This window comes from Ruegeria sp. YTSC230, from assembly GCF_059609665.1.
The window spans coordinates 134971-150930 of the sequence record NZ_JBXWMC010000006.1; the positions used below are offsets into that span (position 1 = coordinate 134971).

Here is a 15960-nt window from a genome sequence, read left to right on the forward strand (position 1 = left end):
GCCGGTTTAGACTTACGGCCAGGAATGCTCTCCTTCGATAACCTGGGCGCTTAGCTCCAGATCGCTCACGTTCTCAAAGTCGGGATAGGCAGCCTGCATCGCGGCGATCAATTCTGCGGAATCTCCCGCCTTGTCCGCGGCCGCCTCGAACGCGGCAATAAATTCTTTGGTGAAGTCAACGATGCTTGCGTTTTCTGCGCTGTCCCCAATGACATGACCCGGGATGATCCGTTCGGGGTTCAGCGCAAGAAGCTGATCCAACGTTGCACGCCAGCTGTCGCGGCTTTCCGGGGTTTGGTTATCGGCCATCCAGACATGCACGTTTTCATAAAGGACAACGCCGCCCAGCACAGTTTTTTCCGAAGGCACCCACAGGAATGTATGAACCGGATCGTGCCCATCGAGGCCGATCACCTGCACGGTTTCACCATCGACCGTCAGGCTGTCGCCTTCCAGAACCTCAGGTACAATCAATTCGGATGGGGCGTTCGCGTCCAAGATCGGGCCCCAGAAATCGTATTTGAGCTGGATGGTTTTCTCGATGCCTTTGACGGTCTCAGGTGTCGCGACGATTTTGACATCCGGGTAAGCTGCACGGATCGTGTCCAACCCGAAATAGAAGTCAGGATCCTTGTGGCTGCTAAAGACGGTCGTCAGGGATTTACCCGTCGCCTTGATCATATTAACTAGTTGCTCTGCATCGTCCTTTTCGAACTGGGCGTCCACCAGGATCACCTCATTCGGACCTTCGATCAGGTTCGATGAGACCGGGAACAGGCTGCCTTCATTCGGGCTGAAGGCGGTGATGGTGAGATCAGCCGCAAAGGCAGCGGTGGACAGCAGCATGGCTGCTGCAGAAGTGAGGACCGTCTTCATAGGGATGCTCCTAGCATTTATGCGGCCAATGCCGCGATCTGTTCTGGAAGGGTGTGGTAAGCTGAGATATCGACTTGGGTTGTTCTGCCGTCGGTTTGCATCAGCAAAGTTGGGACGCCTTGCGACCCGAACCGTGATTGCAAATTTCCAGCGTCCGTACTGATCTGCCGGGCGAGGCTTCTGCCTTCGTCCAACGAACGGTTCACGCTGAATTCAATCAGGGCACTACGAACCGCTTCGCTGTTACCTGCGGAAATACCGTCGACATAACGCGCCCGTTGCAAAACACTTGCCAGCTTCATCTCAGCGCTAGCGCCCTGATCATGAACCAAAGCTGCGGCGTATGCGGTCAGGCTGGAATCCAGCACTTCATCAGGGTTTCCCAGAATGTCTTGAACATAAGCGTCACTGAACACTTGCCCGGTCAGCTGTTCAATGCGTCGGTCGTATTGCAGAGCCTTTCGGGCGAAGCCATCGCCCATTCGGTATGCGTTTGCGCCCTGGAACAAATGACGATGCATAACGGTGACATCAGCACCACTCTCAACCAGCGCGTTGATCACCGGTGCCGCGCCATAGCACCAGCCGCAATAGGTATCGTAGATATAGGTGAAGCGCGTCATTGCAGTCTCCGTTTTGGTAAACCACAAGTAGTGCGCCGCTAATGTTGACTAAAGGCAATATCTGTGGACACAATGTCAGTTAAAAAGTGACGAATGATGAAGAAATCGAACTTAAATCGCCTGGAGTATTTTGTTGCCATCGCGGAAGAAGGAACGATTACAGCGGCCGCTGATCGCATGCGTATTAGCAAGGCGGTCGTCAGCAAGCAGCTTCAGCATTTGGAGGAAGAGCTTGGTGCAACTCTTGTTGTGCGTAACTCTCGCCATCTAAACCTCACGGAAACCGGACAATCCTTCTATGAGGCCGCACGTGCATCAGTGGCGCAGGCCGAAGAAGCTTATGAAATGGCAAAGCAAGGGCGCGCAGAACCGACTGGAAACCTGCGCATCACCGCCCCTCTCGATATGGGCGTAACATACGTTTCACCGGTCGTGGCCGAGTTTCGCATCGCCTATCCGGCTGTCACGATTGACTTGACGCTAAGCGATACGCGGTTCGATCCGGTCGAGGCACGATTTGACATTGCATATCGGGTAGGCTGGCTTGCCGATTCCGCCAACGTTGCGCGCAAGTTGGCCGAATTTCAGCAAATCGTAGTGGCGTCGCCTGATTTGGTTGAGCAACTTGGACGGCCAGACCATCCGGAACGATTGGCAGCGTTTCCGTTCGTCGAACACAGAGCCCTGCCAAACCCACTGAGTTGGACGTTTAGTAAAGCAACCGGTGAAACCTGTGACGTAAAAATGAACCCCGCGTTGCGAGCAGACGTAACACCAGCGATCAAGGTAATGGCAATCGAAGGAGCCGGGATCTCTATTCTGCCGGATTTTTTTGCTAAGAGAGAAATCGAAAACGGTGGACTGATCCGGCTTGTACCGGACTGGGCGCTTCCGACAGGAGGTATCTATGCCGTCTACCCCCCCACGCAGTTCCGATCAGCTGCGACAAAACAGTTTGCGGAATTGTTTGCAGAAAGACTTCGCAACAGTCTGGCGTAAGAGAAGAGTGGTGAAACTCAGTTAACGTTCGTGTCCGTCCGACATTGAAACGAGTGAATGCTTAGCAGCCCTTAGCGCGGTTGCCGCGAAAGTCGGCTTTGTCCGCGAGGCAGCCTTTCGTACTCGTACCATTGAACGGCCATCACTCAACCAGAGATCGCTTCACATTAAACCGCTTCAGCGACGTTCGTGGTTTGTTATGACGCTGCAATTCATGCGGCGGTCCCGAAATCTACCATTCGAGATGCCTTTCCGCGACAAGCGCAACGCGGACAAAGCTGATTTTTTTCTGACCGGATAAATCAAATAAATGTGGTCACACTGGAAACTTTACTTCTTTCAGAACCATGCCACATCGCAACTGACTTCATTGAGCCGCCTGGCGCTCTTTTTCCGGCCAGAATTCATCCACCACGACATATGCGATGATTACAAAGAAGGCGGCGCTGGCAACTTGCAAAACTCGAGTGATGCTCTTGACGTCTGCCTCGTCTGAAAACGGTGCAACCGACCCGCCGTATACAATCAGAGCCGTTGTAATAGCGGAGCCGGCGGCGGCGGCGAGCGGAACTTGAGATTTTCCAAGTGCTCCGAGTGCCAAGCAAAAGAAAAAACACAGCAAAATGGGGGTGAGAATAACCGGAGCTATTACGTTTATTTCATAACAAATGATGGATACTGCCGCCCCAAGGAGGTTTGCCGTCAGCATAGCCCTTGCAACGGTTTTACCCGCGGCAGGCATCGCCGCGAGTTGCTGGCTCAACAGCGCGACAAAGAACAGAACCAACAATGCAGACGCACCAGAAATAAAAAACGCCATAGCAAACGGCACTGTGACAAGCGACATCCGGACAATTCGGCGATGTGGGTCGAAACTCGGCTGCGTTGCAGCTTTTTTTTGTGCCGCCGTTTGAGGTTCTGCGGGTATCAACGCGAACATCAGTGTCGAAACAAAGCCCGCAAACAGCAGATTCAAAGGTATCCAATACACAAGCACCAAGGCCAGATCCTGTGATTGCAGAACCAAGTTTGGGATCATCAATGCCCCCATGAGAGCGATGACACCTGGTAAAACTCCGGCGCCTGAAACCGACCACATGAAAGACAGGATTATTCCAATCGCCACCAGAATGAGAAAAACAAGAGGATATGGTGAGAAGATTGACGACACCAGGAACGAAGTGAACATCAATCCAATCGAAAAAACAAACAGCTTAGCAAATGCTGCCAGAGGCAATGCGGCGGGCGCCTGCAAAAACAGCGCGGCGAACACCGCCCCAACGACGGCGAGTGGCCAGCCAAGAAACAAGCCCAAGGAAAAGACGCCGGTGACACCCACCGCAAGCCGGGCGACAGAGCGTTGGTCCTCAGTACGCATAGGACAGTATTGAAACCACGCGGATGTAGGTGCGACCTACGAGGTTCAGCAACGAGTTGTCACTTAGATACATGATCACATCGGCCTGACCGTTCAGCTGAAAGCGAAGGTCATCTTCGGCACTTCCAGCTTCATAGCCTGGCAATACGATCCTGACTGGGAACCTTTCCGGCTCCCGCAAAAAGCCTTTAGTGCTCGGCGGGCTCGCCAATTGCCCGGGCACATCACCGCCACTTAGGGAAACAGCCGCACTAAAGCTCTCAATGACACCCGGAATAATCTGACCTGGATGCATGTCCAACACTACGTCAACCGGAGATCCTATCGAGGCTCTTCCTAGGTTGTTTTCGGAAAAATAGGCTTCGATCCAGACGTCAGTCGCGTCCAGAAACGTCAATAGATCCTGGCCTGATCGCGCATATGTTCCGGGGGCTATCAGCAAGTTAGAGATGACACCTGTCGCCGGAGCACGTAGTATAGTCCATTCAAGGTTAAGCTCTGCATCTGCCAAGGCGGCCAACGCGCGCTGGATTTTCGGGTTTTCAATCCCGTCGTCACCAAGCCTCTGTTTTGCTTTTTCCAGATCCGCTTTTGCGTTCTCATAGTTAGCCTCGGACTCTGCCAATTGCCCTCGTGCATCATCGGCCTTTGTGACGGCAATCAACCCTTTCTTTTCGAGCGCAAATACGCGTTCCGTCTGAATACGCATCGTATCCAGATCGCTTTGCGCCCTTGCTAGTTTAGCCTGTGCCGCTCTTACTTCTGCCGAAGATGCACCCACTTCTTGAGTGGCTGCTTCGAGATCAGCTTCCGCCTTGTCGCGCTGAATCTCGTAGGGTCGCGGGTCGATCCGGACAAGGACATCTCCGGCCGAGACAATCTGACCATTCTCGACCAAGACTTCAGTCACGGTGCCAGTCACCTGCGGGACAATTTGGGTCGCCACGGCTTTTACTCTGGCGTTCCCGGTAAATGGCGTTTTCCGATCAGCGACCAGGTACCAAACAAGAAAAATCAGAATGACAGCCAGGGTTGTCCATATTGTCTTCCTCATTTCGCCGCACCTTCAGCAGCGCCCTCGGCTTCGGGCGAGGTATCAATCCAAACCTTGAATAGCTCATAGAAGACAGCGAAGAGAACCGGCCCCATAAAGACGCCGATCAATCCGTACGCCATCATACCGCCGAGAACACCGATGAGGATGACCAACATGGGAGTCTCAAGGCCTTTTGAAATGAACACGGGTCTTAGAAAACTGTCCATTATCATGACAGGAACGGCCAATATGGTGAAGATCAGAGCAGTTCCGCCGGACATGGAACTCCATGCGTAGATAATTACCGGTATTAGAACCAATCCGGGCCCGATTTGGATAATCGAGAGTATCAGGCAGATAAATGCCAGAGTGGCGGCCGAAGAAATCCCGAACAAAGCCAACAGTATCCAAACGAAGACCGCCTGAATGGCTGCTACGCCAATTACGCCTTTTGTCACGTTCCGGATCGTTGCGCCTGCCAGTGTTACGAATTCACCGCCGCGTGGTGCGAAGACACGGTTGGCAAAGCGCTGAAGACCCTGGACCAAACTTGGCCCGGGGCTGAACAAAGCCCCCATAATCAGTACGGACAGAGCTAAGCCAAGAAGCCCGATTCCGATGCCCAGCACCTTCCCAAAAAGCGATTTGGTGATCTCAAGGATTTGCGTGCCATATTTTGCAAGCGCGCCGTCAAGATTGCGTTCAAACATTCCCCAGACATCGGCAATTTTGTCTCCCACCAAGGGCAACTCCTTGAGACCCTCGGGCGCAGGTGGGACTTTCAACTCACCTTTGTCTGCTTGTTCCGCGAAGTCAGACCCAAGTTCTGCGGCACCAGACACCGCCGTAGCGACTGGCCCGAGGGTCAGAACAAGGCCCAACAAAACCAAGATCGTAGTGGCAAGTTTTTTCCGCCCTCCCAGCTTGGACTGAAGCCAATCAAATGCCGGGTAAAGCGCCACACAGAGGATCGTTGCCCAGATAACCACACTTGCAAGCGGGGCCACCATGACCAGGGCGCTATAGAGGAATAGTCCGAGAAAGAGCAATCGTATTGCCAGATCGACAATCTTCGCGTCCTGAGTCTTTTCCATTCCATCCCTCCATGTGTTTTTCGAATGTTACACTCAAAAAACATAATATGTATATTTTTTTGAATTTTAGTGATCATCTATCAGCTTGAAGACACAAATGAATCCGGGCCACGGCTTGATGGGCCCAGTCAAACCAATGCCTGGGCATGAACTCGATTTGGCCAAATTGGGATAATCTACTTGTCCGCTTTTTTGTCGTCCTGGGACAAGATTGTATCCGCCACTGTGGTCGCCGCGGTCACGAAGACACCGAGGCCCACGACGATGTAAATCATTGTGAAGATCTTCCCTGCCGCGGTTTCAGGTGAGAAGTCACCAAACCCCACAGTCGAAATCGTCACGACAGAAAAGTAGATTGAGTCGAGCCAACTCCAACCTTCGACAAAGTGGTAAAAGACCGAGGCCCATAAAATCATTCCGACTGTGAAGGCAAGAATGCCTTTCACTCTACCGTCTTTGAAAGCGACGCCTATCCCACGTGTTATTCTGGTTAGTGAATTCATCATGTCCTCATCGTTTGATGAATTCACACATAGCAGTAATTAGATAAATATGGAAAATCGGAGGAACTTGGCAGCCTGTCGGTTGAAGCTTACGTCGTGCGCCATGGTCAAAGCTCATGCAGCGCATCCGTTTTGGCTAGTAAAACTCTCTTCATGCCAGCTGTTTAGAAACCGAGCGTGCAACACTAGCCGAACGTTTGTCATTTACCCGCTTCTTAGCGGTTCGACTAAATAGGCGAGAATATCAGCTATATGTTAAAGTTCATTCAGATTTCAGATCATTTGCCGACCATATATTCCATTAACTTAATGATTAAATGGTCTAGGCTGCCCATTGGATGAATCGGAATTTTAGGAGAAGAACGTGCGATACGTTGCAAAAGGTATTTTGATTTGTTGCGCTGTCGCGTTTGTCGCTGTGTTTGCAGCTTGGCTTTTCCTGTCTTCTGCGTTGTTTTCCTCGGTCAGGACTGCTTTCGTCGAAAATCTGATCTCCAAGAAACTTGGCCAGGAGGTTAGAATTGAAGATGAAGTGCGTCTGGGTATTGGCCGGCAATTGCAGGTGTCAGCGGCAGGGCTGGAATTACCTGGTTCTCAGAATGCTGATGTGAAACTTGCAGCAATCGATGAGATCGAGTTTGAAGTTTCCGCGCGCGACCTTTGGAACAGTAAACTGTCACTGAGTGGTCTTTCACTCTCAGGTGTTCATCTGAACCTAATCACAGACAAAGACGGCTTCGGAAACTGGCAGTCCATTGCCCAAACGGAAGCCGAAGCCGGGAAACCTGCAAATTCCCCGACGCCGCTGTTAGCCGGAATTCTAACGGACCGCAAAATTGATCTGACTGATATCGCCATTCTTTATCAGAACGATTTAAACGGACTTGAGTTGGATCTGCAGCTTCCTGAGCTGCTTTTAAAGCGCGATACGGAAACCGATGTTGCGACTGCAGTCGGGGCCGGTTCGCTGAACGGAGAGAGGTTTGATCTGAACGCGACATTCCCTGCGGAAGACCCGTTTCAAGTGGCGGTGAACTTTGAACAGATTTCTATTGTCGCCGAGGAAGCCCCCCAAGAAAACGGTCTGCAAGTGGCAACGACCGTGGAGATTGCCGAACTTGGCCAGCTTCTCGATATCTTGAAGCTTAATCGCGTTTTGGAAGGTACAGGGAATATTGGTGCAACGTTCAAATCAGTCGACAGTGTAGCACGAATTGACGACCTATCTGTATTGGCTGAATTGGAAGGCGGACAAAGCCTTTCGTTGACGGGGCAGATCGGGGAATTGGGAAATCCGGAAGACGTATCGTTGACAACCCGCATTCGGTTATACCCAGAAGATGCTGAACCAGCCCCAGCCGCCTCGCGATATGATCTTAAACTTATCGCAGTCGACATGGTTATCGACAGCGTGCCTGGGCAGGTGCCGCAGCGACAAATGGTCATTAAGACCAACGGTTTCACGTTGGACACGTCCGGCGAAGGCCCGCCCCCGATCAAGTTCTCAGGGCTTTCCAGAACACCAGAAGGCGCTTTGAGTGTCGGAAGCATCAACCTGAGAATTGGGAACCCCGCCGATCCGTTTGTCATTTTGAACGGTTCGGTCGATGACGCGCTTCAGTTGCAAGGAGTATCAGCTGAAGGCCTAATGGATATACCGGCCGCCAGTTTGATCTCGCCAGAATTGTTGGGACCAGACGACCAGCTTGGCAGGTTTGCCGGTGACTTCCATTTGGCCGGCGACATCAATCAGCTTTCGCTGACGAACTTGGATGGAAAGACAAGCGATACGGACGTCTGGAACCTTGAGGTGCATGGCACTGTCAAGAATGTACTTAAATTCGAGGACCTGGATTTGGCAATTGATGTCGCAGTCCCATCCGGGGCGGACCTTTTGGAGGCGCTATCGCTTGAACGCGTGGAAACCGGACAGGCTCGCCTTGAAATCAACCTCGTTAGCGAAGGCACCGATTGGAACGCGAATGCCAATGTCGAAGTTGCTGAATCTGTCCTGGAAATTGTCGCCGATCTTGATGATGCAACAAGTGACCCTGTGCTGAAGGGTTCCATTGAGAGTGATCTAATAAAGATAGATCAAATTCGAACTATCATTCAGGCCGCTGCACAGTTGCGGAAGCTAGGTAGTACGGAGTCCAACAAGGAAGACGTCAATCAAGAAGCAGGTGACACTGGCCCTTTAACAGATGTGACGCTTAAACCAATTGGGCGTTCAGTTCTCTTGTCCGGTATGGATATGGATGTCGACATTGACCTTCGGCACATAGAAGGTGCCAAAGGAATTAGCAGTTTGCAGAGCGAACTGACGCTCACCGAAAATGAGCTCAAGGCTGGACCTTTGAAGTTTGAATATGGAGGTGCTCATTTCGACGTCAGCGGGCAGATGGATCTATCGAACGACGCGCATCTGCTCACTTTGACCGGCAAGGCAGGTGGCTGGCAGCTGGATGAAATTCTTCACAGCCTGAACTTCAAAAAAGGCGCAAGCGGTACGATCTATGCAGATTTTTCGGTGACCGGCGGAACCGATTCACCCAAGCATTTTGCAAACAGCATGAACGGCAACGCCACAGTTTCAATGCGTGACGGTTCGATCGAGACACAGCTCTTAGATCTGGCAGGACTAGGGGTGCTACCTTGGGTGTTTACCAAAGAAAAACAAAAGGTTGCCCCAATCGTATGCTTGCGCGCGCCGATTAGTATCTCAGCCGGAAGTATTTCGACGGAACAAACCACATTGGAGACAGATCATGTCCAAGTTGTCGTCTTTGGCGGCGTCGATGTGGCCGGCAAGGTTTTGGATTTAAGTCTACAGCCCCGCAAGATTGGCGAACCACTTTCGAAGAGCCCTTGGCCCGTGACCTTGAAGGGCCCACTAGCAAAGCCGAAGATCAAGGTCAAAGACGGTCCGAAACGACTGAAACGATCGGATGGTGCGGACAAAATGCCAGCAAAAAGAAAACTTTGCGTTCCGGACATTTTACAACTGCAGTAGTGGCGGAGGCAGTCGATAAAAGAACACTTTTAAAGTTCAAACGGAATGACATCGCTTTCTGGAAGCGATTTTTGCATTGGGTTTTCTCTCGATGTATTCCGCACTCTAGGCGAATGGAAACTCTCGTGGAGTTCAGCCGACACGACGGAAGACCTTTGAGACGCAAATGGAAAAACGTGTGCACTATTGAAATGGAAGATAAAACGAAAACAATAGCTTAGTTAAGCGTGAGTGGCAAAACTATGTGTCGCCTGACACTCTGATTTGATTGAAGAAATTGGCGGTATCAACCAGCTACCCGCCATAGCTAGAATGGCTCATACACAAGAAAAACTGTTCCATGGCGATACCTCGTCAGAGAACTCCTCTTAAGAATATGGGCATGTCGCGGCAACCGGTATTTCGAAAGCACGCTGATAGGGTAATTGTTGAGAACTAGTGTGCGTGAGCTCAGAAGAACTCACGCGCAGAAACATTGGATCGTGGGTCTTTGTCACGTCGTCTTTTTTGTTTTCAGCAACTGGACCTTTTCGGTTGAAGCGCACATTAAAACTCGCTTCCTGACCTAACTTAAATTTGTCGTAGTCTAAACTGCTACCGGTTTCCTGAATCGAAAATGAATTCGCCTTGCTCATCAATCACCTGCTTTGCCTTGGTGAGGCTGAAGCTCTCGGCCTGATCCCGGCTGTCAAAGACATCCGCCCGGACCATCGCATGAGTTTTGCGCTCTCCATCGATTGTCTTTTCGATACGTGCCGAAAGGCGGTACTTTCCACCCTCGGCAATCAGGTCGGGGAAGATGTCGAACCCTTTGTATGCGACCGGCTCAGGATCCGACTTTTTTCCGCCGCCGAAGAGTTTTGAGAAGAGTGACATGGACCGGCTCCTTTCAGCGTTGCTCGGATCGGAGACTAACGCTGCTCGGGGCGGGTTTGAAGTGCCCTGTGTGGTCGATTCACTGGTTCCTCGACCCAATTGCACTCTCGCTGTCTACCGGAAGCTAGAGTGCGCCCACTCAATACGGGAAGCCGCCCTGAACGACAAATGCTGCGCTCATCACCTAAGTCGTCTCTGGACTCGTAGCGTATATTCGAAGTCAACACTAAGGAGCGTTTGGTTTCGGGTATGCGCAACAAAGCTGTCACACAATCGAGATGCCTTTAACTCGATCTGATGCCAGCCTTCATTTCAGCATTTGGTTTGCGGCCGCCTGAAATGCAGGCATTGCGTTTTCTATCATTTCGTCAGTAGCTGTAAGGCAAATACGAAAATCCGTTGGGCGGTCGAAAACTGTTCCTGGCATCACATAAACGCCTTGCTTTTGAAGACATTCAGCAAAGGCATCGCTATCACCGCCCGGGGCTCTCCCCCATAGATAAAAGGTGCCTTCTGGTCTTGTCATCCTGTATCCCCACTGACCCAAAGCACCAAGCATTCGTTCGCGTCGGCGAGCCAGGGCGGCAATGTCGATTGAGACGTTTTCAAGGTCCGGCAGCGCATAGATCAACGGAGCATCCGGGACATTCCAACCATCCGCCATCTGCACGGCAAACCGCAGAGTCTGAAGCTCTTTTCGTTCCGCTGCAGGCAAGGTTGGTGAGATCGCAAGGTAGCCAAGGCGCAGGCCGGGCACGAGGAGAATTTTCCCGTAAGAATAGTCGATCAGTGTGTGCGGATAGACGGCTGCTGGTGTCGTAAAGCCAATGTCGTCGAACCGAATGCGGCGGTAGGGTTCGTCAGACAATATCCAAATTCGATGACCGATCTCAGCTGACTTAGCCTCGAGCAGGTCGGCAAGCTGTTGCAGATCAGAACGCGAGTATATGCGACCAGTCGGGTTGTGCGGCGTATTAACAACCACGATTTTGGTACGAGAGGTTATGGCGCTTGCAATAGCCTCCAGGTCAAGGTCAAAATTGTCTGGATCCAGAGGCACCTGAACCTCTTTGGCATCGGCTGCGGCTAGCATTGGCCCATAGCAGAACCAGCCCGGCAGCGGCACGATGCATTCGTCTCCGGGCTCAAGAAGCATGGTGAAACACATCTTGATGGCCCCAAAAGCGCCTTTGGTCAGCGCAATGTCATCCGCCTCGAATGGAAGCCCCAACTCTTTGGATAAGGCATCTGCCAGAAACGCGCAGGGGTCCGCTTCGTTGGTCTTATACGCAAACCAATCCACACTCTGAGGTTCGGCGTGGATCTTCAGCGCATCGACGACACTGGGCAAAGGCATTTCGTGGGGATTGCCAAACGTGAAATCTGCGACAGCTGGCGTTTCCTTCACCGCAGCATTGTAGGTTGTAAAGAAGGCTTCGACTTTCTGGATGGAATGCGCAGCAGTGTTTGCACGGCGGGCCGTCATGGACATTGAACTCTCCCTACTAAGATGTCGGCATTGCGAGCACAGAAGGAATACTGGTGTGTCGAACAACATATAGATACCCGATCCACAATATTTTGCAGCCTTTTTCGCTATTTGACTTGTGCGACTTCGAAGCCAATGACGAAAAACCAATTCCATATTTGTCTCGGACCCGGCATCCATATCATTGAGCGGTAACGGTCATTGCCGGACAAACTTGGCATTATCTATGTGGCGATCTTTACCGGTGAAGCTCTAACCTTTCGAAAATAGCCAGGGAGTTTTTGTTAGGTTGAAGGATGTGTTCACCAATTCCAATTAAGCCTAGGGCTCATTTGTGAAACTCACTTCTGATGGTCGTCCTGTTGCAAATTCAACCGACGCAAACGGTGGTTCTAGCTCAAAAAGGGCGTCAAATGTCTGCAATGAGACCCGAACCTGACGAATGCAGACGTAGCGACCACGTAGCTCTGAAACGGCAGGTAAGGGCTCAAATCGGGCTAACGACAGCGTAGCTGGCGGACGTGCCCCATTGAGGGAATGCAAATGGATGCAACCAGGACAAAGCACTTCTTCAACGCAAATAGGCGTTAGTTCGAAATCCGGCGAAATTCGACCAGAACATTTAAAGGTTGTTGAACCGAAGCTACCCGTCTGGTAACTTGCGGGACTGGAAACCCTGACAAAGGAGAGATCAGATATGCTGAATCGTCAGACCTCAATGCTTCGCGCGGCAGGCGCAGTAGCCCGTTAAAGCGGTCTGACAGGTTTCCGATCTGAAGGCCGCCTCGTGAGCGGCCTTTTTTGTGTTTTTTCACGTGGCGGCTTTCCATCATTCATGGAGAGAACAATGCCAACCTTATCACTATATATCCCCCTCAAACGGTCGCGTGGCCTCTTGCTGCGGCTGGATGCTGTATTTGCCTTGCAATCCAGCAGAGAACGGCCGGTTCTGCGCAAGTTAGCTGAACTGCCGGATTTCCTTAGGGAGGACGTCGGCCTCCCGCCACAGATTGAACGCCCACCGCCTTCGCACCACCGGGTGCCATTCTGAACAGCCGACCGAGCAGGGGCAGTTCGCTGCTCTTGCTCTCAACAATCGTGCAATGTCGGGTACTCGTCTATTCGTACATAGATTAGTCGCCCAATGGCTGTGGGCCGGTTCTGCCGTGGTAGGCCGTCAATGATGCGCGAATTCGCCGGAGATTCTCTTTCGTTTCGTCGGTCATCTCTTGCGCCACGGTCATGGCTAATGCGTCAACAATGGCGAGGTGGGCATATCGCGAGGCTGTAGGTTTGTAGATGTCACTGTCCTCAGGCAGCTCCGTGAGAAGAGCAATTTTAGATATGTCGGACAGTCTTGTATTGGGCTTTGTGATACAGATTGTGGTCGCGCCATAACCATTAGCGACTTCGGTCGCACTTACGATAGCGTCGGCCTCACCACTCGCCGAAACAAGGAAGAGTACGTCTTCGGTTCCGAGCGCGGCAGCACGCATTTGTAGAGCATAGCTGTCATTTACAAAGAATGACGGAATCCCAAGTCTAAAAAACCGGTTGGAAGCTTCCTGGGCGACGAGCGAAGAGCCCCCGCCTATTCCTGAGAACAGGATTTGTCGTCGACCCAGGCAAGCGTTCTTCGCTTCTTCGAGTTTCGCCGTATCGATTTGACCGCGCATAACATCCAGGGTCGCAAACAAAGCCCCAAGAACTTGGTCAATCGCGGTATCTGCGTCAGGGCTTTCGTCATCGGCGTTTCTATACAGATATTGTGCGCTGACAGCGACGTTCTGGGCCAGGCGGAGTTTGAAATCTCGAAATCCTTCGCAGCCGAGGCTGCGGCAGAATCGAACCACGGTTGGCTTGCTGACCGAGCAGCGTTGCGCGAGATCCCCGATGGTCATGGCGCTGATTTCGTTGAGGTGGTCCTTTACATAATCGGCGACCTTCTGCTCCTGAACTGCCAGTTTGGTTTCTGAATTGTGCAGTGCCGGAATCAAATCGACTGCTCCAATTCTGCCCTTAAGTGGAGGGGCACTACCATCTGATATGGGGCGAGATTCGTTCGGCAAGCCGGTAAATTCCTTATGACTGGTCATGAAACTTAGTTACAGGCATTGATGTATATGGGCAAGAAATTCGTCGTGAGATCTCCTCTTCGCGGCGCTTAACGAAACTAAGTTACATTTTTTCGTTGATATCTCATCAAACATCACGCATTGTGTAACCAAGTTACAGATTCGGATCCTGGGGAGGAATACGAATGTCGGACTGGTTCGCCAGCGCAAGTTCAAGGATAAATTCAGTCGTTGAAGGCATTGTCGCAGCTTTGATGCTGTCTCTGGTTCTGGATGTCTGGCTTGGCGTAATTGACCGTTATTATTTTCACTGGCAACTTCCGTGGCCAGAAGTGTTGGCCCGCTATCTGATGATCTGGGCCGCGTTGCTCGCGGTCTCATCTGGTATTGCGCGCAGAGATCACATCGGTCTCACGGCATTCGTCATGATGCTCCCAATTCGCTTGCGGCGAACTCTTCTTATCGCGATGGATGTATTGGCGTTGGCTTTATTTTTATATGTTGCGTTCTTTGGTATCAGTTTCGTGGAAAGCGGAGCGCCAAGGCAGGCAATGATATTTGGGGCAAGCCTTGCTCCGTTCTACGCAGCCATTCCCGTCGCAGCGGCCTTGTCATCTGTGCAGCTGATGCTTGTCCTGTTTCGTGACTTGGGTACGCACATTGACGAACCGCCCTTTGCTGTAAAGGCGGAGGAAACACTGTGATTGTCGCAATCGTATTTGTTGCACTCATCCTGTTTGGAATGCCTATTGGTTTTGCTATTGGCCTTGCTGGCGTTGTTGGGTTGATCGATATGGGAGGAACGCAGTTTCTTGCGATTGGTCCCAGTAAGATATTCAACGGCCTCAACATCTTTCCCTTTCTCGCCATGCCGTTCTTCATTTTGGCCGGTGAGATCATGAATGATATCGGGATCACCAGTCGTTTGGTGAAACTTGCGCAGGTTTTGGTCGGACGGTTTCGGGGTGGGCTGGCCCATACTAACATGTTGGCGTCAGTGTTCTTTGCCGGATTAACAGGCTCGGCGACAGCGGACGCGGCGGCCTTTGGCCGGACGCTTGTGCCAGCAATGGTGAAAGAGGGCTACAAGCGCGACTATGCCTGCGCGGTCACGGCCGCGGGGTCCATCATCGGCCCGACCATTCCGCCATCGGGGCTAATGGTTGTCTACGGGTCTCTAATGGGCGTTTCCATTGCCGGCCTGTTCGCGGCCGGAGTTCTGCCAGGCCTGGTGATCTGCATGGTCTGCATGGCGGTGATCGCAATTGGCGGCAAACGGGAAAATCTACCCAAAGCGTTGCGCGGAGCGACCCCGCGCGAGATCTGGGAAACGTTCGTTTCCTCTCTGACCGCCCTGGCGATGCCTGTGATCATTCTGGGTGGCATCCTGGGCGGTATTGTCACCCCGACGGAGGCAGCATCGATTGCCGTGGCCTATGCCATGTTCATCGGTGTTTTCGTCTATCGTTCCCTGACCTTCAAAAGTTTCTACGCGATGCTGGTGCGTACCGCGCGTATCACCGGGGTAATCTTCGTAATAATCGCCTTTGCCGGAATCCTTGGTTGGTGGATGAGCTTTGAACGCATTCCGCAACTGATTGCCGAAACCGTTCTTGGGCTTTCTGACAACCGGTATGCCGTAATCGCGATCATCATTGGTTTGCTTTTGATTGTCGGCATGGTGATGGACATCACAGCCATTCTGATCATCCTTGCACCTGTCCTAGTGCCGCTGACAGAGCAAGTCGGACTGGAGCCGATCCACGCCGGCATCATATTTGTGCTGGCTCTGAACATCTCACTGATGACGCCACCGGTGGGTGCTTGCCTGTTTGTTCTGTCCTCCGTGACCGGCGAAAAGCTGGAGCGGATTTCAATCAAACTGTTCCCGTTTCTAATAGCAGAAATTGCGATCCTTTTCGTCTTTGCTTTCTGGGAGAACGCAGCGCTTTGGCTTCCCCGGATGTTGGGCTTTTCCCAGTAGTTTCGCCACAAAAA

General features: G+C 51.9%; 13 protein-coding genes. 4 read left to right on the plus strand and 9 right to left on the minus strand.

Features of this window, described 5'->3' with window-relative positions:
* Positions 1 to 12 precede the first annotated feature (12 nt).
* A complete protein-coding gene (locus AC2FD9_RS13420; RefSeq protein ID WP_496837319.1) occupies positions 13 to 876 on the minus strand; it encodes an MBL fold metallo-hydrolase in 864 nt (287 codons plus the stop codon).
* A 17-nt stretch (positions 877 to 893) separates the two neighbouring features.
* Positions 894 to 1499 (minus strand): DsbA family protein, encoded by a 606-nt coding sequence (locus AC2FD9_RS13425; RefSeq protein WP_496837321.1) that lies wholly within the window; start codon positions 1497 to 1499, stop codon positions 894 to 896.
* 96 nt (positions 1500 to 1595) lie between these two features.
* On the opposite strand from AC2FD9_RS13425, the gene AC2FD9_RS13430 reads away from it, so the two are divergent.
* Entirely contained in the window at positions 1596 to 2498 is a 903-nt protein-coding gene (locus tag AC2FD9_RS13430; protein WP_496837323.1) for a LysR family transcriptional regulator, read from the plus strand.
* A 367-nt stretch (positions 2499 to 2865) separates the two neighbouring features.
* On the opposite strand, the gene AC2FD9_RS13435 is transcribed toward AC2FD9_RS13430, so the two are convergent.
* The 4 genes from AC2FD9_RS13435 to AC2FD9_RS13450 form a co-directional block, all read right to left on the minus strand.
* Positions 2866 to 3876 (minus strand): DUF2955 domain-containing protein, encoded by a 1011-nt coding sequence (locus AC2FD9_RS13435; RefSeq protein WP_496837325.1) that lies wholly within the window; start codon positions 3874 to 3876, stop codon positions 2866 to 2868.
* Positions 3866 to 4930 (minus strand): HlyD family secretion protein, encoded by a 1065-nt coding sequence (locus tag AC2FD9_RS13440; protein ID WP_496837327.1) that lies wholly within the window; start codon positions 4928 to 4930, stop codon positions 3866 to 3868. Before AC2FD9_RS13440 ends, AC2FD9_RS13435 begins: the two co-directional genes overlap by 11 nt.
* On the minus strand, positions 4927 to 6006 hold the full coding sequence (locus tag AC2FD9_RS13445) for an AI-2E family transporter (RefSeq protein WP_496837329.1): 1080 nt from the start codon (positions 6004 to 6006) through the stop codon (positions 4927 to 4929). The genes AC2FD9_RS13440 and AC2FD9_RS13445 overlap by 4 nt, the downstream gene beginning before the upstream one ends.
* A gap of 176 nt (positions 6007 to 6182) precedes the next feature.
* Positions 6183 to 6422 carry a potassium channel family protein gene (locus AC2FD9_RS13450; protein ID WP_162896884.1) on the minus strand — a complete coding sequence of 80 codons (240 nt, stop codon included), beginning with the start codon at positions 6420 to 6422 and terminating at the stop codon, positions 6183 to 6185.
* A 451-nt stretch (positions 6423 to 6873) separates the two neighbouring features.
* On the opposite strand from AC2FD9_RS13450, the gene AC2FD9_RS13455 reads away from it, so the two are divergent.
* Positions 6874 to 9522, plus strand: coding sequence for an AsmA family protein (locus AC2FD9_RS13455; protein ID WP_496837330.1), 2649 nt, complete (start codon positions 6874 to 6876; stop codon positions 9520 to 9522).
* Positions 9523 to 10116: 594 nt separating this feature from the next.
* On the opposite strand, the gene AC2FD9_RS13460 is transcribed toward AC2FD9_RS13455, so the two are convergent.
* The 3 genes from AC2FD9_RS13460 to AC2FD9_RS13470 form a co-directional block, all read right to left on the minus strand.
* Entirely contained in the window at positions 10117 to 10398 is a 282-nt protein-coding gene (locus AC2FD9_RS13460) for an HlyU family transcriptional regulator (RefSeq protein ID WP_282170040.1), read from the minus strand.
* Positions 10399 to 10705: 307 nt separating this feature from the next.
* Positions 10706 to 11890 (minus strand): aminotransferase class I/II-fold pyridoxal phosphate-dependent enzyme, encoded by a 1185-nt coding sequence (locus AC2FD9_RS13465; protein ID WP_496837332.1) that lies wholly within the window; start codon positions 11888 to 11890, stop codon positions 10706 to 10708.
* Between the two features lie 1130 nt (positions 11891 to 13020).
* Positions 13021 to 13983: a MurR/RpiR family transcriptional regulator gene (locus AC2FD9_RS13470; RefSeq protein ID WP_496755633.1), complete on the minus strand. Its 963-nt coding sequence runs from the start codon at positions 13981 to 13983 to the stop codon at positions 13021 to 13023.
* 233 nt (positions 13984 to 14216) lie between these two features.
* Here AC2FD9_RS13470 and AC2FD9_RS13475 point away from each other — a divergent pair, with 233 nt between their 5' ends.
* Together AC2FD9_RS13475 and AC2FD9_RS13480 are read left to right on the plus strand one after the other, a co-directional pair.
* A complete protein-coding gene (locus tag AC2FD9_RS13475) occupies positions 14217 to 14666 on the plus strand; it encodes a TRAP transporter small permease (protein ID WP_496704931.1) in 450 nt (149 codons plus the stop codon).
* Positions 14663 to 15946 (plus strand): TRAP transporter large permease, encoded by a 1284-nt coding sequence (locus AC2FD9_RS13480; protein ID WP_496837334.1) that lies wholly within the window; start codon positions 14663 to 14665, stop codon positions 15944 to 15946. The genes AC2FD9_RS13475 and AC2FD9_RS13480 overlap by 4 nt, the downstream gene beginning before the upstream one ends.
* The last annotated feature ends 14 nt before the right edge of the window (positions 15947 to 15960 follow it).